Below are 16,576 nucleotides of genomic sequence, written 5' to 3'. Positions count from 1 at the left end.
ACTCGGCCTGTGCGCGTAGGCCGTCGGAAAGCGTGTCACACTGGACGCTGCCGTGGGCCGGAGTGAACGCGTTGGACCCGATGACAGTAGTGACATTTTGCCTCGCGGCACTGGTGGTGTTGCTCGTCCCGGGGCCGGGGGTGCTCTACGACGTGACCCGCACGCTGTCGCACGGCCTTGCGGCCGGGGCGGCCTCGGTGCTGGGTCTCGCGAGTGGGGCGTTCGTCCACGTGCTCGCAGCGACCGCAGGGCTGTCGGCGCTGCTGCTGACGTCGGCCACGGCCTTCGGCGTGGTCAAGGCGCTCGGGGTCGCGTACCTCGTCTACCTCGGGCTGCGCACGATCCTCAGTCGATCGCCCGCTGCCACGGCACCCGAGCACAGGGACGCGGCGTTACGTCGGGTGTTCTGGGAAGCTGTGTTGGTGAGTGTGCTCAACCCCAAGATCGCCGTCTTCTTTCTGGCCTTTCTGCCGCAGTTCGTGACAACAGCGGATGGCGACGCGGGGTGGCAGGTGTTGCTGCGCGGCAGCGTATACGTGCTGCTCGCGGTGTGTACCGACGGCGCCTATGCGCTGTGCGCGCACCGCGTGCGCAGCGTGTTGTCGGACCGCTTCGTGTTCGGGCCGGTGCCCCGGCTGGCCAGCGGCGTGGCCTACCTCGGACTCGGTCTCGGCGTGTGGGTCACCGAGCGCGGCGGCTAGGCGGCACGCTTTGCCGCCCGGCATGCCCGTTGTGCATCAAAGCGGGGGCGCAGCACCTGCGCCGGGGTCGCCACCTGAAGCTGGCGGCAACTGTCGGGACGCACCGCGGCGCGGCAGATCACCCGATTGACCGCCTCTGCCGCCGATCGGCAGGCGTTTGACGATGTCCGGCGTGATGTCGGCCTCGGCCGTCGGGCACTTGGTCGAGCTGTACACGATGTTGCCAGCGCCGTCCTTGCACTTGTAGATCGCGGGTTGGGCGGCGGTAGAGTAGACGGCGAGTGCTGCGGTCGGCAGCAGGACGCGCAGAAGCCGGTGTGCTCGTTTGGAGAAAACCACGCGATTGCGGGGTGTGGAGCGCATGTTCAATGTCCCTGGCAGTGTGTGGAGAGGCTGCGTGAGCGGTCTGTCGTTCGCATCGTGTGCATACGACAGACACCACGCGCGTGCCGCAGCGCTGCACCCCGTCGAGCAATAGTCGTACCGTGGCCTGGGCAGTGGGTTCAGCGGGGCGCCCAGCAAGGGGGGCACGGCGGGGTGGCATCTTGCCGGGGGGCCCGGCTCAAGATGCTTGGCGAGGGGCGAGGGAGCACCCGACCATTGGTCCTTTGCAGGAGGTGTCACGCCTAAGCCGCCTGGCCGGAGGCGCCTGGCCAGGGGCGCCCAGCCAAGGGTGCCTGGCCAAGGGTGCCTGGCCAGGGGGCATGACGCCGGTTGTCAGGTCGAGCGGGCGCGGGGCGCCGGTGTGGCGGTGCTACGATGTGGCCACCGGTCTGCTCCGCTCGTTTCCCGATTGCGATGCCCCACTGCGAACTGCACTACTCCGCCGACCTGACGCTGGACGCCGTGGCCGTTCTGGCGTTGGTCGAACAGGTGATCAACGCGCACGACCCCGGCGCTGAAGAGTGCAAAGGGCGCGCGTATCCGGCCGAGCGGTTTCATCGGCGCCACCTCAAGGTGTCGGTCAGCCTGTTGCCGAAACCCCACCGCGACACCGCGTTCACACAGGCGCTGATGGACGACCTCGAGGCCCAACTCCGAGCACAACTGCCGCAGAGTTGTTTCTTCAGCCTCGCGCTCGAGTACAGCCCGGCCACCTGCCTCACCACCGTGCACCACGTGGACGGCGACCCGCTGCCCCGCTACCGCGACGACACGCCCATGGGGGCATGAGGCGCGCCGTGGGAGCCGCATCCTTGCGCAGCAAGATTCGGCGAAGCGGTGGTGAGCCTAGCGTGGGGCCTAATTCGCGCCGTGTTGCTACGCAACGACGGCGCTCCCACGGGGTCATGGGGTGGTGTTGGGTCCTCTGTGTGGGAGTCGCATCCTTGCGAAGCAAGATGCGGCGAAGCGGTGGTGAGCCTGGCGTGGGGCCTAGTTCGCGCCTAGGCTGCCCCACCGTGTTGCTACGCAACGACGGCGCTCCCACGGGGTCATGAGGTGGTGTTGGGTCCTCTCTGTGGGAGTCGCATCCTTGCGGAGCAAGATGCGGCGAAGCGGTGGCGAACCAGGCGACGCATGCCCAACCGCCACGGATTCAATACCGTCAGATCACTGCATCGCCGCCGTTCAGCCACACGGCATCCCAGTGCGGATAGTCAGCCACAGACGAAACCAGTCCGGCTCTCAGCGGGTTGGCAATGATGTAGCGTGCAGTATTTCGGAGGCTGTCTGTCGTTCGCAACGCATGATCAAAAAAGCCGCTTTGCCACTGGATACGCGGCGCGAGGCGCCGTGCGCTGTAGTGTTTGACGTTGCTAACACTGCGACCGAGTGACCCGTGTTTGAGGGTGAGCAGCCAATGCACGTGGTCCGGCATGACGACGAAACACACGGTGGCTGTTCGCTCTGCCCTGTCCTCCTGCTGCAGTGAGCGGATCACGGACCGCGCGGTGTGCAGCTCGGACAGGCTTGGCGTCCGGTCTCGTGTCGAAAAGCGCACGTGGTAGCTCAGGCCGATGCGGGAGACACGGCCGAGTCGCAGACGGTGGCTGTGGGCCATGGGGTGTGTTCTGTTGGCGTGCAATCAGAATGACGCCACGCTTGGTCGAAGCCAGCTCTGGTTGCCTTGCCATTGGCTTTTCTTGCGGGTGCTGGACCGCTTGGGAAACACATTCGCGCCTAGGCGGCCCCCCCGTGTCACTACGTGACGACGGCGCTCCCACGGGCTCATGAGGCGGTGCAGGGGCTGCCGTGGGAGCTGCATCCTTGCGGAGCAAGATGCAGCGAAGCGGTGGTGAACTAGGAGCGGAGTTTTTTCGCTCCGTGTTGCTACGCAACGACGAAGCTCCCACGGGGCATGGGGCGGTATCGGGTCTTCTTGTGGGAGCTGCATCCTTGCGCAGCAAGATGCGGCGAAGTGGTGGTGTCGCGACTGCCGAGTGCAGCCGCGCTTCGGGACCGCTAGAGCGCGGTCCAACCGCCGTCGACACTCAGGGTGGTACCGGTCATCTGATCGGCGCCGGGGGAGCAGAGGAATACGGTGGTCTGGCCGATCTGTTCGACTGACGCGAACTGCTTGGAGGGCTGGCGCGCGAGCAGGATGTCCCTGACGACGCTGTCGCGGTCCATTCCGTACTCTTTCATGGTGTCCGGAATCTGGGCCTCGACCAGCGGCGTGAGCACGTAGCCCGGGCAGATGGCGTTGGCGGTGATCGGTTCCTCGGCTGTCTCGAGCGCCGTCACCTTGGTGAAACCCACCACGCCGTGTTTGGCCGTGACGTAGGCGGACTTGTAGGGCGATGCCGTGAGCCCATGCGCCGAGGCCACGTTGATCACCCGACCCCAGCCGGCAGCGCGCATCATCGGCAGCGCCGCGGCGGTGGTGTGAAAGGTGGAGTTCATGTTGATCGCAATGATCCGGTCCCAGGTGTCGGACGGGAACTGGTCGATCGGCGCCACGTGCTGGATGCCGGCGTTGTTGACCAGGATATCGCAGGCACCGGCGTCGGCGATGAGCGCACGGCAGGCCGCGCCGTCGGCCATGTCGGCCTGCACATAGCGCACCTCGACACCGTGCGTGTCGCTCATGGACGCCGCGAGCGCGTGGTCTTCGTCACTGTTGGTGTAGGAGTTTATGACAAGTTTGGCCCCGGCCCGGGCGAGCTCGTGGGCGATGCCGAGGCCGATGCCCGAGGTGGAGCCGGTGACGACGGCGGTCTTGCCGTGAAGTGTGTGTGCCACTGTGGTGTCCTGGTGCGGTGGAGACGGCCGGGGTCGGTACGACCGACGGCGCCGGTCTCAGCCGTGCTTTCGCATGAAGGTGATCAGGAAAGGCGCGATCTCCTCGCGCCAGCGTCGGCCGCTGAACACGCCGTAGTGGCCGACGCCGTCTTTCAACAGGTGCTTGCGCTTGGACTTCGGAATGCCCGTGCACAGCTCCTGCGCGGCCTCGGTCTGGCCGACACCGGAGATGTCGTCCTTTTCACCCTCGATGGTCAGCAGCGCAGTGCGGGTGATCGCAGCGGGGTCGATGCGCCGGTGGCGGAAGGTCATGTTGCCGGTGGCGATCGCCGCCTGGTGAAACACGCGGTCGATGGTTTGCAGGTAGAAGTCGGCCGGCATGTCCATGACGGCGTTGTATTCGGAGTAGAAGAACTCGTGGGCTTCGACCGCGTCGTCGTTGCCGCTGACGAGGTCCTGGTAGTACTTCATGTAGGCGTTCTGGTGGCGCGTCGGGTTCATGTTGATGAACCCCGCGAGCTGCAGAAAGCCGGGGTAAACGCGCCGCCCGGCGCCCTCGAACATCATCGGCACGGTGCAGATCATGTTGTGGTTGAACCACGCCAGCGAGTGGTTGCGGGCGAAGTTGTTCGGCGCGGTCGGGCTGCGACGCGGGTCGATCGGGCTGCCCATCAGGGTCATCGACGCGGGCGCCTGCGGCGCGTTTGCCTGGGCGAGTACGGAGACGGCGGTCAGCACCGCGGGACCGGGCTGGCAAACGGCGACGACGTGCACGCTGCCGTTCGCGTCGTGCAGCTCGACCAGAAAGTCGCGGACGTGGGCAATGTAGCTGTCGAGGCCGAAGCTGCCGAGTTCGAACGGGATGTCACGCGCATCGACCCAGTCGGTCACGTAGACATCGCAGTCGGTCAAGAGACGCTTGATGGTGTCGCGCAGCAGGGTGGCGTGGTGACCGGACATCGGCGCGACCAGCAGCACGGGCAGGCGCGGCTGAGGGAGCGCGTTGACCGAGGCCAGGTCAAGGGAAAACTTGCGCAACTCGCAGAACGGGGTGTGGCTCACCACGCTTGTGACGACCCTGTGCTCCTTGCCGTCAATCTCGATCGCATCGATACCGAACTCGGGCTTGCTGTTCGGGCCGGTCATGAACTCGATGAACTTCAAGCCGGACGCGAGGTGGCGACCCGGGAAGGAATTTCGCCAGGGGTTGAACGGGTGCTCGAGGCACTGGCGCGCCATGACCGCGTAGCCGTGTGCCGGTACCGCCGTGGCCTGCAGGGATTCGTACATTTGATAGAGCATGGGTCCGCCTGTGTGAGCGTTGTCGTGCTGTTTTTCTATGGTGTCCGTGACGCGGTTTGCTGCGGTGCGTCGGCGGTGCTGCGGTTGTGGCCGCGGTGTCCTCTGTGTGCGTCCTGGCGCCCGTGCGCGTCGCGGCGTGGGGTCGTGCTCCTGGGTCTAGTGGCGCCGGGGGCGGTAACGCCCCCGACGATAGCGTAGTGTGTGATTGGCCTCGCCGCCGGCGAGCGCCGCATCAGTACATGTGTTGGCCGCCGTTGACGGACAGGGTCGAACCGGTGATGAAACCGGCGTCGTCGGCGACGAGAAAAACCACGCTGCGGGCGATGTCCTCGGCGCGGCCGAGTCGACCGACCGGGATCTTTGCGATGATTTTCTCGAGCACGTTCTCCGGCACCGCGCGCACCATGTCGGTGTCCACGTAGCCCGGTGCGATCGCGTTCACGGTCACGCCCTTGGCCGCGCCTTCCTGCGCCAGCGCCTTGGTGAAGCCGTGGATACCGGACTTGGCGGCGGCGTAGTTGACCTGGCCGTACTGGCCCGCCTGGCCGTTGATCGAGCCGATGTTGACGATGCGTCCGAAGCCACGCTCGCGCATGCCGTCGATCACCAGGCGGCACATGTTGAAACAGGAGCCGAGGTTGGTGTCGAGCACGGCTTGCCAGTTGGGCTGGTCCATGCGGTGCAAGGTGCCATCGCGTGTGATGCCAGCATTGTTGACGAGAATGTCGACGGTGCCGCCCATGTCTTCGCAGATGCGTTTCACACCGGCTTCACAGGCACTGAAGTCCGAGACGTCGAACTTGTAGACCGGGATGCCACTGCTCTCCGAGAAGGCCTTGGCGCGTTCGTCGTTGCCCGCGTAGTTGGCGGCCACCTTGTAGCCCTTGTTCTTCAACGCGATTGAAATTGCTGCGCCGATGCCGCGCGTGCCGCCCGTGACGACTGCAATTTTTGCCATGATGTTTGAAACTCCGTGTTCAGTCTGAAGGTGTGTGTCAGTCGCGCGCGACGCACATGGCGATGCCCATGCCGCCGCCGATGCAAAGCGTGGCCAGCCCTTTCTTCGCGTCCCGGCGTGCCATCTCGTGCAACAGCGTCACCAGGATGCGCGCACCCGACGCGCCGATCGGGTGGCCCAGTGCGATCGCACCGCCGTTGACGTTGACCTTGTCGGTGTCCCAGCCGAGGTCCGAGTTGACCGCGCAGGCCTGCGCTGCGAAGGCCTCGTTGGCTTCGACGAGGTCGAGGTCGTCGGTCGTCCAGCCGGCTTTCTTCAACGCCGCCTGGCTCGCCGGGATCGGGCCGGTGCCCATGATCTCGGGGTCGACGCCGGCGGTGGCCCAGGAGACGATCCGCGCCAGCGGTGTGATGCCGCGGGCCTTGGCGTTTTCGGCGGTCATGAGCGCGAGGGCGGCCGCGCCGTCGTTGAGGCCCGACGCGTTGCCGGCGGTGACCGAGCCCTCGCGGGCAAAGGCGGGGCGCAGCTTCGCGAGACCGTCCGCAGTGGTGCCGTGCTTGGGGTATTCATCGGCCTCGACGACCGTGTCACCGCGGCGGCTCGAGACCGTGACCGGCACGATCTCGTCCTGGAACCTGCCCGCGGTCTGTGCGGCTTCGGCTTTCTGCTGTGAGGCTGCGGCGAAGGCGTCCTGTTGCTCGCGGGTGATCTGCCAGCGCGCGGCGACGTTCTCGGCGGTGGTGCCCATGTGGTAGCCGTGGAACGCATCCCAGAGACCGTCCTTGATCATGGTGTCCACCATGCCGAGGTCGCCCATCTTGGTGCCGCTGCGCAGGTGCGCGCAGTGCGGCGAGAGGCTCATGTTCTCCTGGCCACCGGCGATCACGACCTCGCTGTCACCGGCCATGATGGCCTGGAAGCCCATCGCGACGGTGCGCAGACCCGAACCGCACACCTGGTTGACGGTGACGGCGGTGCGCTCGGCGGGGATGTCGGCCTTCATCGCAGCCTGGCGGCCCGGGTTCTGACCGGACCCGGCGGTCAGCACCTGACCGAAGATGACTTCGGACACGTCGGCCGGGTCCAGTTGGCTGCGTTGCAGCACTTCCCGGATGACGACGGCGCCCAGTTCGTCAGCGGCGACCGTGCTCAAGCTGCCGTTGAAGGCGCCGATCGGCGTGCGTGCGGCGCCGGTGATGACAATCTCGCGTTCCAAAACGATTCTCCAGATGACGGGTTAACTTTTGACCAGCACGTAGCTGCCCGGCGCGTCCTCGATCGCGGGCAGGTCGCGGTCACCGGGCACACGGGCCTTGACTCGGGTGCCGGACTGGGGTTTGAGCCAGGCGTGCCAATCCGGCCACCACGAGCCCTCGAAGGCCTCCGCACCGGCGAGCCAGGCGTCGAGGTCCTTGGGTTGGTCCGGGTTGATCCAGTAGCCGTACTTCTTGCTGCTCGGCGGGTTGATCACGCCGGCGATGTGGCCGGAACCGGCCAGCATGAAACGCACGGGGCCGCTGTACAGCCCGGTCGACTTGAACACCGACTTGTACGGGGCGATGTGGTCTTCGCGCGACGACTGCAGGTAGATCGGAATGCCAACCTTGGACAGGTCAATTGGCACGCCCTTGAGCGTGATGCCGCCCGGCTTGGCCAGGTTGTTGTGCAGGTACATCTGCCGCAGGTAGTAGAGGTGGGTCTCGCGCGGCATGCGCGTGGCGTCCGCGTTCCAGTGCAGCAGGTCGAATTTCAGCGGTTCTTTGCCGAGCAGGTAGTTGTCGACGTAGAACGACCAGATCAGGTCGTTGGCGCGCAGCATGTTGAAGGTGGTCGACATGGCGCTGCCTTCGAGGTAGCCCTTCTCGCCCATCATGGCTTCGAGGTTGTCGATCTGCGCTTCGTCGGTGAAGATCTTGAGCGCGCCGGCCTCGGAGAAATCCGCCTGCGAGGCGAAGAAGGTGGCGGACTGCACCCGGTCGTCGCCCTGGTCCGCCATGTACGCGAGCGTGGCGCTCAGCAGGGTGCCGCCGATGCAGTAACCGATCATGTTGACGTCGCGCTCGCCGCTTGCGGCTTCGACCGCCTCGAGCATGTCGAGGATGCCTTCCTGCATGTAGTCCTCGAAGGTCTTGCTCGCGAGTGCGGTGTCGGGGTTGACCCAGGACACGACGAACACCGTGTACCCCTGCTCGACAGCCCAGGCAATGAACGAGTTCCGCGGTTGCAGATCGAGGATGTAGAACTTGTTGATCCAGGGCGGCACGATGACCAACGGCCGTTTGAACACGCGTTTGGTGGTCGGCGCGTACTGAATGAGTTGTGCGAGGTCGTTCTGGAAGACCACTTTGCCAGGTGTGGTCGCGATGTCCTTGCCGACCGTGAAGGCGTCCGGGTCGGTCATCGTGATGCTGAGCTGACCGGTCTTCGGGTCCATGTCGCGCTGAAGGTTTTTCAGACCGTTGACGAGGCTCTGCCCCTCGGTCTCGACCATGGTGCGCAGCACCTCGGGGTTGGTCAGTGCGAAATTGCTTGGGGAAAAGGCGTCCACCATGAGCTGGCTGTAGAACTCGACCTTGTCGCGGTCGCTGTCTTCGAGCCCTTCGATCGAGCGCATGGTTTCGACGAACCACTGCGAGGTGATGGTGTAGGACCGCTTGATGTAGTCGAAGGCCGGGTTCCGGCTCCAGTCCTCGTGCGTAAAGCGTCGGTCGCGGCCCGGGTCGCCGGCGGCGGTGTCGGTGCCCTGTTTCTCGAACACGTCGAGCGTGAGTTCCTGCCAAAGGTCCATGTGCGCGGACCACAGCTCGTAGTTCGACTGCATCAGGCGTTGTGGGTCGGCGACCAGTCCGGACATCGCCTTGGTGAAGGCCGGCCCGGTGTTGAGGGGGTCGGTGCCCTGCGGTGCCGGTTGTTTGAGGAAGCTCGACATCATCGCCTGGTTCTGACGCATCAACTGGGTAAAGGTGTTACCCATCTCGAGCCACTGATCGGCCAGGGTCTTCTGCTTGTCGTCCACGGTCGCCTCCAGGCGGTGTTCACGCGGCGGTGTGTGGACGCCTGCGCGCGAACTCAGGGTTTGGTGGGATCGTCCGGTTTCTTGCCACCGAACATGGACTGCCACATGTCCATGTTCTTCTGCATCATGTCGAGCGGGTTGGTGGTCAGCATCCGCTGCATCTGATCCTGAATCGACTGCTGCTGTTCGACAAAGGCGTCAACACTGTTCTGCAGGTAGTCGGTCATCATGGCCTGCATGGGGTTGCCGTAGAAGCGGATCAGCTGCGCCAACAGGGTCACCGACAACAGCGGTTCGCCGGACTGTTCCTGGTCGACGATGATCTGCAGCAGCAGCGCCCGCGTGATGTCGTCGCCGGTGGTGTCGTCGACCACCCGGACGGTTTCGCCCGCGACGATGAAGCCCTTGATGTCGCTGAGCGTGACGTGCTTGCTGTCGACGGTGTCGTACAGGCGGCGGTTCGCGTATTTCTTGATCAGGCGGGTCAAGTCGGTGGCCACGGTGCGTTCGCTCGGTCGGCTGCGGGGTGCAGCCTGTCAGGCTGTCACCCGGGGGAGGGGATGTCCACCCCCTGCCCACCGGGCGACGCCCGATCACCCGATCACGCTGCTTTGACGGCGCTCGCGGCGTTGGCCGTGGCAGTCTGCAGCTCGTCGCCGAGTGACTTGGCGAGCTCGACGTACTCCGCCGTGCGGGCGTTCATGGTTTCGGCGAACGCCTTGGTCTGCTCGACCTGGGCTGTGGCGAGGTCGTTGATGTTGTCGTAGGCAAGCGGTGCGCGGGTGGTGGCCACCGCGTGCTCCACCAGGTCACCCATCACTTCGTAGTTCTTGCGCATGATCTTCTCAGACGCGTCGGCGGCGATGCCGAAGAACTGGCGCATGGGCTCGAGGCTTTTGGCCTGCATGTCGGTGAACTGCTTGAACTGGTCGGTCACTTTGTCCTTGGCTTTGGTCGGCATGGCTGGGGTCCTCAGGTTTCCGATTCACGAGAGCGATTGCTCATGTTGCAGTGCATAATATCGACCAGTTTTCTTGCATTGCAAGAAGAAATTGCAAAAATTTTTTTAATTTTTATAAATATTCTATAAAACAATAGTTTAAGTAAGATAACCGTAATGATATCCAAGCTAAATTATTCGTTTTGGGTAAAATTATTTTGCGAAAATTCTGCAGTAAACTGACGTCTCAGGCACTGCGTTGCCGACCGCCTCCGACAGCAGTTTGGCGCGAGACCACAGCGGTGCTGCGGACACACCGTTCGCAATGGCGGTATCGTGCCGGTCGGCACCGTGTGAGCGGCGTGGCGAGTCAGCCCGGCGACGGGGACGTCGGCGAGGACGGGATTCGTCCCCGATCGACAGGGGCGCGGCATTCCTGTCATCGGACGATTCTGTCAGACTGTTATCGGTAACAATCTGCGCGGCGGTGGCCCGATCGGGCCGCTGGAACAGCGAAATCGGAGGGTACGACTGTGTGGGGTGAACTCGAAGGCGCGGTTTTTGAGGTGATCGAACCGGCGTTTGCCGACTGCCTGATCGGGCACGCGCGTGTGGAGCGGCTCTGGAGCGGCGCGCGGTGGTCCGAGGGGCCAGCGTGGTTTGCAGCTGGCCGCTACCTGGTCTGGTCCGATATCCCGAACGACCGGATGCTGCGCTGGGACGAGACGGACGGCTCGGTGTCGACGTTCAGGCAACCGGCGAACAACAGCAACGGGCACACGGTGGACGTGTACGGCCGTCTCGTGTCCTGCGAGCACCTGACCCGGCGTGTGACGCGCACGGAGTTCGACGGGTCGGTGACAGTGATCGCGGACCGGATTGACGGCAAGCGGTTCAACTCGCCGAACGACGTCGTGGTGAAGTCCGACGGTTCGATCTGGTTCACTGACCCGAGCTACGGCATCCTCATCGACTACGAGGGCGAACGGGCCGACAGCGAGATCGGCGCCTGCCACGTCTACCGCTGGGACCCGGCGAGCAACACCGTGTCGGCCGTCGCCACCGACTACGTCAAGCCGAACGGGCTGGCCTTCTCGCCCGACGAATCGCACCTCTACATCGCCGACACCGGCGGCACCCACACGCCCGGCGGCCCCGCTCACATCCGCCGCCACGCGGTTGCCGCCGACGGCACATCGCTCGACGCGGGTGAGCTCTTTGCCGAGTGCACGGCTGGCTTCTTCGACGGTTTTCGCTTTGACACCGCCGGTCGGCTGTGGACCTCCGCCGCCGACGGCGTGCACTGCCTCGACCCGAGCGGCGCGCTGATCGGCAAGGTGCGCATCCCCGAGTTCGTCGGCAACGTGTGTTTTGGCGGCGCGAAGTTGAACCGCCTGTTTATCGCCGGGACCACCTCGCTCTATAGTGTGTACCTCGCTGTCAACGGTGTGCCGCCCGCGTCCGCCGTCTGATCCCCCTTCCGCACACGAGCCAACCCATGGATACAGTCATACCCTCAGCCCACCTCACGCACGCCGCCGTGCTCGCGATGTTGAACGCGGCCGTCGCCAAGGCCGAGGCCATCGGTCAGCCGCAGTGCATTGTGGTCGTGGACGCGAGTGGTGAACCGCTCGGCGAAATCCGCATGAACGGGTCGCGCTTCCTGAGCCGCAAGAGCGCACGCGCCAAGGCGCGCACGGCGGCCTCGATCGGCGGCGACAGCGCGAACATTCCCGAGGCCATGCGCGCGCCGCTGGCCGCGGCCACGGGCGGTGACGTGACCGGCCTCAGCGGCGGGCTTGCGATCCGGCTGGACGGTGCGTTGCTCGGCGGGGTGGGTGTTGGCTCCGGCAGTCCGGAGCAGGACATCGCGGTTGCCGAGGCCGCGCTGGCCGCGATTGGGGCCGAGCGCTGACACGACACGGCGGCGCCGGAGGGCGCCCGGTGGCTGTTCGTCGGCCCGATCGGTCTTCGTTGGGCTGATGTCGGTGGAGCGTGTCGGCGGCGGTCAGCCGGCGCTGCTGCGCGCGCGACCCGGGCTCACTTCTGTTTGCCGATGAGCGCGTTGAGGTCGTTGATGCGGTTTTCGTTCAGCGCCTTGAGTTCGTTGAGCTGCTCGCGGATGTCGCCGATGTCTTCGCGGGTCGGCAGCTCTTCGGAATCGTCGCGGTCGTCGCGGCTGCCACTGCCGTTGCTGTCGCCCTCGTCGCCGCCGTCACGGCTGCTGCCGCCGGACTCGGATTCGGTCTTCTTCTCCGGAATCGGGTGGGCCTTGACGAGGTTGGTGTTCGGATCGAGCTTCACGGTCTTGAACGCGGTGCCCGGCGGGGGCGGCGAACTGCTGAACTGCAAGCCGCCCTCGTGGTCCGTCCAGCGGTACACCGTGGTCTTCTCGGTACTGCTCTGGGTGAACGCGGACACGTCCGGGATATCGGGCAGGCTCGGCATCGAAATGTCGGGTTTCACCAGCTTCACGGCGTCGAAGTACGCCAACGGGTCCTTGCCCATGGTCGATGCGAGGTAGGTCATGCCGCCGACGCTGATCGCCACCATGCACGCCATCTTGAACAGGATTCGGGTCAGCATCTCTCGGTCCCCAAGGTGAAACGGGGCGCACGGTGATCAGAAACGCCCTCTCACCAGAGATAGCGAACCGAGGGCGGCAGGCTTGAGCCGGTGCGGCACATTTCTGCCGCCCGGCCCCGCTGCAGCCGCCGCTGGCCGGGTCAGTCGAAGTCGGGTGCCGTCGGCACCAGGTCCTTGTTGACGATGCGGTAGTTGGTGGCGGTCAGTGCGTCGATTCGCGCCATGTCGACCGAAGACAAGGTGAAACCGAGGGTGTCGAAGTTGGCCGCGATGTTCGCCGGTTTGGTCGACATCGCGTTGGTGGCGACGCCTTTCTGGAGGATCCAGCGCAAGGCCACCTGGGCGGCCGATTTCCCGTGTTCAGCCGCAATCGCCTGGATGGTGGCGTTCTCAAACACCTTGCCGCGCGCCACGGCGCAATACGCGGAGAGGGAAATGCCGGTTTCCGCTGCGGCGGCGAGCAGGGTGTCCTGGTTGAGCAGCGGGTGGAACTCCACCTGGTTGGTGCAGATCTCGCCGCTGCCGAGTTGCGTGACGGCGTCGCGCATCATCGCGGCGGTGTAGTTCGAAATGCCGATGTGCTGGGTGTAGCCACGGTGTTTGGCTTCGGCCAGCAGGTCCAGGCTTTCGGCGTTGTTGAAGTCAGCCGGTGGCCAGTGCACGAGCAGCACGTCGACGGCGTCGAGCTGCAGGTCGCGCAGGCTCTGCTCCACCGAAGGCAGGAAGCGGTCGGCGGCAAAGTTGACGGGGTCGACCTTGGTGGTGATGCACAGCACGTCGCGGTCGAGTCCGGTGGCTTTCAGCGCGGCGCCGGTGTCTGCTTCGTTGCGGTACATCTGCGCGGTGTCGAAGGCGCGAAAGCCGACGTCGGCGGCAGCGTGCACCGCCTGGTGCAGGGCATCGTCGGTCAGCGGGAAGGTGCCGAAGCCGCGTTCCTTGCCGCGCGTGAAGTAGATGCTCACAGGTCGGGTTCCTCCAGGGTGTGCCTCGACTCAGGCGATGCGGTCGCCTGAATCGGGGTCGAAGAAGTGGGCGCGCCGCATGTCGAGTGCGAACGGCGCGCGCGCACCCGATTCGATGCGCACGTCGTTGCCGACGCGCGCGGTGAACGAGGCGTCGCCGTCGCGGGTCACGATGAAGGTGTCCGAGCCGGTCGGTTCGGTCAGTTCGACGTTCAGGTGGAGCAGCGCCGGTGCATCCTCGACACCGGTGCCAATGTCCTCCGCGCGGATGCCGAAGTCGACAGGCGCGCCTTGAGCGGCGCGCGCCCGGACAGCCTCGGATGCCGCGGGGTGCGGCACAACACCTCCGGCCATCGCGACCTGGACCACGTCGCCCTCGAGCGACAGCGTTGCGCGTACCTTGTTCATGGCCGGCGAGCCCATGAAGTCGGCCACGAAGGCGTTGGCGGGTCGGTGGTAGATGTCGTCCGGGGTGCCGATCTGCTGCACGCGGCCGTCGCGCAACACCGCGATGCGGGTGGCGAGCGTCATCGCCTCGATCTGGTCGTGGGTGACGTAGACGATGGTGGTACCGAGACGCGCGTGCAGTTTCTTGATCTCGGTGCGCATGTCGACGCGCAAGCGGGCATCGAGGTTGGAGAGCGGCTCGTCGAACAGAAAGGCCTGCGGGTCGCGCACCAGTGCGCGCCCCATCGCGACGCGCTGGCGTTGGCCGCCGGAGAGTTGAGCAGGCTTGCGTTTCAGCAACTGCTCGATCTGGAGAATCGACGCGACCTCGGCAATGCGTTTCTCGCGTTCGGGTCTGGGCACGCCACGCGTCTCCATGCCGAAGCCGATGTTGGCGGCGACGTTCATGTTCGGGTAGAGCGCATAGGACTGGAACACCATTGCGATGTCCCGCTTGGACGGGTGCAGGTCGAGCACCGACCGACCGCCGATGCGGATGTCGCCCGCGGTCACCGACTCGAAGCCTGCGATCATGTTCAGCAGCGTGGACTTGCCGCAGCCGGACGGTCCCACCAACACCAGGAAGCCACCTTCCTCGACGTCGATGCGGATGTCCTGCAAGGCGTCGACGCGGCCGTAGCGCTTGCTGACGCCGTCGATTTCCAGAAATGGCGCGTTGCCGTTGTGTGTCACGTCGTTCACCCCTTGACTGCCCCCGCCATGAGTCCACGCACGAAATAGCGTCCCGAGACCACGTACACGATCAGCGTGGGCAGGGCGGCGAGGATGGCCCCGGCAAAGTGCACGTTGTATTCCTTGACCCCGGTCGAGGAGCTGACCAGGTTGTTGAGAGCCACCGTCATCGGCAACGAGTCGGCGTCGGCGAAACTCGCGCCGAACAGGAAGTCGTTCCAGATGTTGGTGAACTGCCAGATGACCGTCACCACGATGATCGGCGCGGACGAGGGCAGCAGGATGCGGGTGAAGATCCGCCAGAAGCCGGCGCCGTCCATCTGTGCCGCGCGCACCAGCTCGGTCGGGAAGGCCGCGTAGTAATTGCGAAAAAACAGGGTGGTGAAGCCAAGCCCGTAGACCACGTGCACCAACACCAGGCCCGAGGTCGAGCCGGCCAGCCCGAAGATGCCGAGCATGCGTGCCATCGGGATCAGCACGATCTGAAACGGGATGAAGCAGGACAGCAGGATCAGGCCAAACACCAGGCCGTCGCCCTTGAAGCGCCACTTGGTCAGCACGTAGCCGTTCAGCGCACCGAGCAGGGTCGAGATGAACACAGCGGGCACGACCATGAAGATCGAGTTCAGGAAGTACGGCTTGAGACCGGTGGCCTGCACGCCGATCTGCGCCTCTGACCACGCGCTCAACCAGGGCGCGAGCGTCCAGGCGTCCGGCAGGCCGAGCATGTCGCCCTGGCGGATCTCGTCGAGCGGCTTGAAGGAGTTGACCAGCATGACGTAGAGCGGCAGCAGGTAATACACCGCGAACACCAGCAGCACGGTGTAGAGCAGGGCACGTTGCCAGGGCGTGCGGTCGGTGTCGGTGCTCACGGTCAGCGCTCCGTTCGGCTGTTCGCCCGCAACTCTGAATACAGGTACGGCACTATGATCGAAAACACCATCGCGAGCATGATGATCGCGCTGGACGCACCGATGCCCATGAGGTTGCGGGTGAAGGTGTAGGAGTACATGAAGGTGGCCGGTAGCTCGGTTGCTTTGCCCGGGCCGCCGCCGGTCAGCGCGATCACCAGGTCATAGGACTTGATCGCGAGGTGGGCGAGCACCACGAACGCCGACAGGAAGACCGGCCGCATCAGCGGAATGATGATGCGTCGGTAGATCGTGAACTTCGACGCACCGTCGATTTCGGCGGCCCGCACGATGTCGGCGTCGACGCCGCGGAGGCCAGCGAGAAACATCGCCATGACGAAGCCCGAACTCTGCCAGACGGCGGCGATCACGACGGTGTAGATGGCGTGCGTGCGGCTCTTGATCCACTTGAATTCGAAACTCTCCCAGCCCCATTGCTGCAGGGTGTGCTCAAGGCCGATGCCCGGGTCCAGAAACCATTTCCACGCGGTGCCGGTGACGATGAACGACAGCGCCATCGGGTAGAGGTAGATCGGCCGCAGCACGCCTTCAGCGCGGATTTTCTGGTCGAGCAGGATCGCGAGCAGCAGGCCGAGCACGCTGCAGATCAGGATGTACAGCGTGCCGAAGACCGCGAGGTTGCTCAGCGAGCCTTTCCAGTGCCGGAGTTTCCAGAGCTTCTCGTAGTTCTCAAGCCCGACGAAGCCGTAGGACGGCAGCATCTTCGAGTCGGACACCGAGAGGTAGCCGGTGTACAGGATGAACCCGTACACGAAAAAGAGGATCAGCGCGAAGCTCGGTGCGAGCACCAGTTTGGGCATCCAGCCTTGAAGACGCTCTCGCATTGGCGTGCCTGACGGTCGGGTGTGCGGCGGGC

At 65.0% G+C, this 16,576-nt stretch carries 18 protein-coding genes; 4 read left to right on the top strand and 14 right to left on the bottom strand.

Annotated elements, in window-relative coordinates; all coding sequences use genetic code 11:
• Positions 1-80: 80 nt before the first annotated feature.
• Entirely contained in the window at positions 81-701 is a 621-nt protein-coding gene (locus AAGA11_07030; protein MEM9602598.1) for a LysE family translocator, read from the top strand.
• A gap of 36 nt (positions 702-737) precedes the next feature.
• Here AAGA11_07030 and AAGA11_07025 read toward each other — a convergent pair whose 3' ends face one another.
• A complete protein-coding gene (locus AAGA11_07025) occupies positions 738-1,064 on the bottom strand; it encodes a DUF4124 domain-containing protein (protein ID MEM9602597.1) in 327 nt (108 codons plus the stop codon).
• Positions 1,065-1,499: 435 nt separating this feature from the next.
• On the opposite strand from AAGA11_07025, the gene AAGA11_07020 reads away from it, so the two are divergent.
• Complete coding sequence (locus tag AAGA11_07020) at positions 1,500-1,874, top strand: hypothetical protein (GenBank protein MEM9602596.1); 375 nt, start codon at positions 1,500-1,502, stop codon at positions 1,872-1,874.
• 373 nt (positions 1,875-2,247) lie between these two features.
• Here AAGA11_07020 and AAGA11_07015 read toward each other — a convergent pair whose 3' ends face one another.
• From AAGA11_07015 to AAGA11_06980, 8 genes are all read right to left on the bottom strand, one after another.
• Complete coding sequence (locus AAGA11_07015; GenBank protein ID MEM9602595.1) at positions 2,248-2,703, bottom strand: transposase; 456 nt, start codon at positions 2,701-2,703, stop codon at positions 2,248-2,250.
• A gap of 401 nt (positions 2,704-3,104) precedes the next feature.
• Positions 3,105-3,884 (bottom strand): 3-hydroxybutyrate dehydrogenase, encoded by a 780-nt coding sequence (locus AAGA11_07010; protein ID MEM9602594.1) that lies wholly within the window; start codon positions 3,882-3,884, stop codon positions 3,105-3,107.
• 57 nt (positions 3,885-3,941) lie between these two features.
• Positions 3,942-5,186, bottom strand: coding sequence for a polyhydroxyalkanoate depolymerase (gene phaZ, locus AAGA11_07005; GenBank protein MEM9602593.1), 1,245 nt, complete (start codon positions 5,184-5,186; stop codon positions 3,942-3,944).
• A 232-nt stretch (positions 5,187-5,418) separates the two neighbouring features.
• Positions 5,419-6,144 carry an acetoacetyl-CoA reductase gene (gene phbB, locus AAGA11_07000; protein ID MEM9602592.1) on the bottom strand — a complete coding sequence of 242 codons (726 nt, stop codon included), beginning with the start codon at positions 6,142-6,144 and terminating at the stop codon, positions 5,419-5,421.
• A 37-nt stretch (positions 6,145-6,181) separates the two neighbouring features.
• Positions 6,182-7,360, bottom strand: a complete 1,179-nt coding sequence (locus AAGA11_06995) for an acetyl-CoA C-acetyltransferase (GenBank protein ID MEM9602591.1) — start codon at positions 7,358-7,360, stop codon at positions 6,182-6,184.
• A gap of 21 nt (positions 7,361-7,381) precedes the next feature.
• The gene (phaC, locus tag AAGA11_06990; protein MEM9602590.1) at positions 7,382-9,160 is read right to left on the bottom strand and encodes a class I poly(R)-hydroxyalkanoic acid synthase; all 1,779 of its coding nucleotides are present in this window, start codon (positions 9,158-9,160) and stop codon (positions 7,382-7,384) included.
• A 53-nt stretch (positions 9,161-9,213) separates the two neighbouring features.
• A complete protein-coding gene (gene phaR, locus AAGA11_06985) occupies positions 9,214-9,660 on the bottom strand; it encodes a polyhydroxyalkanoate synthesis repressor PhaR (GenBank protein ID MEM9602589.1) in 447 nt (148 codons plus the stop codon).
• 101 nt (positions 9,661-9,761) lie between these two features.
• Positions 9,762-10,121, bottom strand: a complete 360-nt coding sequence (locus tag AAGA11_06980; protein MEM9602588.1) for a phasin family protein — start codon at positions 10,119-10,121, stop codon at positions 9,762-9,764.
• A gap of 512 nt (positions 10,122-10,633) precedes the next feature.
• Here AAGA11_06980 and AAGA11_06975 point away from each other — a divergent pair.
• Both AAGA11_06975 and AAGA11_06970 read left to right on the top strand, forming a co-directional pair.
• Entirely contained in the window at positions 10,634-11,572 is a 939-nt protein-coding gene (locus AAGA11_06975) for an SMP-30/gluconolactonase/LRE family protein (GenBank protein MEM9602587.1), read from the top strand.
• Between the two features lie 26 nt (positions 11,573-11,598).
• Entirely contained in the window at positions 11,599-12,015 is a 417-nt protein-coding gene (locus tag AAGA11_06970; GenBank protein ID MEM9602586.1) for a heme-binding protein, read from the top strand.
• A 125-nt stretch (positions 12,016-12,140) separates the two neighbouring features.
• On the opposite strand, the gene AAGA11_06965 is transcribed toward AAGA11_06970, so the two are convergent.
• The 5 genes from AAGA11_06965 to AAGA11_06945 all read right to left on the bottom strand — a co-directional run bounded on the left by AAGA11_06965 (position 12,141) and on the right by AAGA11_06945 (position 16,544).
• Positions 12,141-12,686 (bottom strand): DUF4124 domain-containing protein, encoded by a 546-nt coding sequence (locus AAGA11_06965; GenBank protein ID MEM9602585.1) that lies wholly within the window; start codon positions 12,684-12,686, stop codon positions 12,141-12,143.
• A 140-nt stretch (positions 12,687-12,826) separates the two neighbouring features.
• A complete protein-coding gene (locus AAGA11_06960; GenBank protein ID MEM9602584.1) occupies positions 12,827-13,648 on the bottom strand; it encodes an aldo/keto reductase in 822 nt (273 codons plus the stop codon).
• Between the two features lie 30 nt (positions 13,649-13,678).
• On the bottom strand, positions 13,679-14,788 hold the full coding sequence (gene ugpC, locus AAGA11_06955) for a sn-glycerol-3-phosphate ABC transporter ATP-binding protein UgpC (protein ID MEM9602583.1): 1,110 nt from the start codon (positions 14,786-14,788) through the stop codon (positions 13,679-13,681).
• Positions 14,789-14,793: 5 nt separating this feature from the next.
• Positions 14,794-15,666, bottom strand: coding sequence for a carbohydrate ABC transporter permease (locus tag AAGA11_06950; GenBank protein MEM9602582.1), 873 nt, complete (start codon positions 15,664-15,666; stop codon positions 14,794-14,796).
• Positions 15,663-16,544: a sugar ABC transporter permease gene (locus tag AAGA11_06945; GenBank protein MEM9602581.1), complete on the bottom strand. Its 882-nt coding sequence runs from the start codon at positions 16,542-16,544 to the stop codon at positions 15,663-15,665. The genes AAGA11_06950 and AAGA11_06945 overlap by 4 nt, the downstream gene beginning before the upstream one ends.
• Positions 16,545-16,576 lie beyond the last annotated feature (32 nt).

Source organism: Pseudomonadota bacterium (assembly GCA_039196715.1).
Classification (GTDB): Bacteria; Pseudomonadota; Gammaproteobacteria; order CALCKW01; family CALCKW01; genus CALCKW01.
This window is presented reverse-complemented; position numbering and strand designations above follow the sequence as displayed.

What these genes read in the sequence shown, in the direction of transcription:
- phaZ (MEM9602593.1), bottom strand. Translation starts at nt 5,186, where the DNA reads ATGCTCTATCAAATGTACGAATCCCTGCAGGCCACGGCGGTACCGGCA.
- AAGA11_06965 (MEM9602585.1), bottom strand. Translation starts at nt 12,686, where the DNA reads ATGCTGACCCGAATCCTGTTCAAGATGGCGTGCATGGTGGCGATCAGC.
- AAGA11_06980 (MEM9602588.1), bottom strand. Translation starts at nt 10,121, where the DNA reads ATGCCGACCAAAGCCAAGGACAAAGTGACCGACCAGTTCAAGCAGTTC.
- AAGA11_07020 (MEM9602596.1), top strand. Translation starts at nt 1,500, where the DNA reads ATGCCCCACTGCGAACTGCACTACTCCGCCGACCTGACGCTGGACGCC.
- AAGA11_07030 (MEM9602598.1), top strand. Translation starts at nt 81, where the DNA reads ATGACAGTAGTGACATTTTGCCTCGCGGCACTGGTGGTGTTGCTCGTC.
- AAGA11_06945 (MEM9602581.1), bottom strand. Translation starts at nt 16,544, where the DNA reads ATGCGAGAGCGTCTTCAAGGCTGGATGCCCAAACTGGTGCTCGCACCG.
- AAGA11_06970 (MEM9602586.1), top strand. Translation starts at nt 11,599, where the DNA reads ATGGATACAGTCATACCCTCAGCCCACCTCACGCACGCCGCCGTGCTC.
- AAGA11_07025 (MEM9602597.1), bottom strand. Translation starts at nt 1,064, where the DNA reads ATGCGCTCCACACCCCGCAATCGCGTGGTTTTCTCCAAACGAGCACAC.
- phbB (MEM9602592.1), bottom strand. Translation starts at nt 6,144, where the DNA reads ATGGCAAAAATTGCAGTCGTCACGGGCGGCACGCGCGGCATCGGCGCA.
- AAGA11_07015 (MEM9602595.1), bottom strand. Translation starts at nt 2,703, where the DNA reads ATGGCCCACAGCCACCGTCTGCGACTCGGCCGTGTCTCCCGCATCGGC.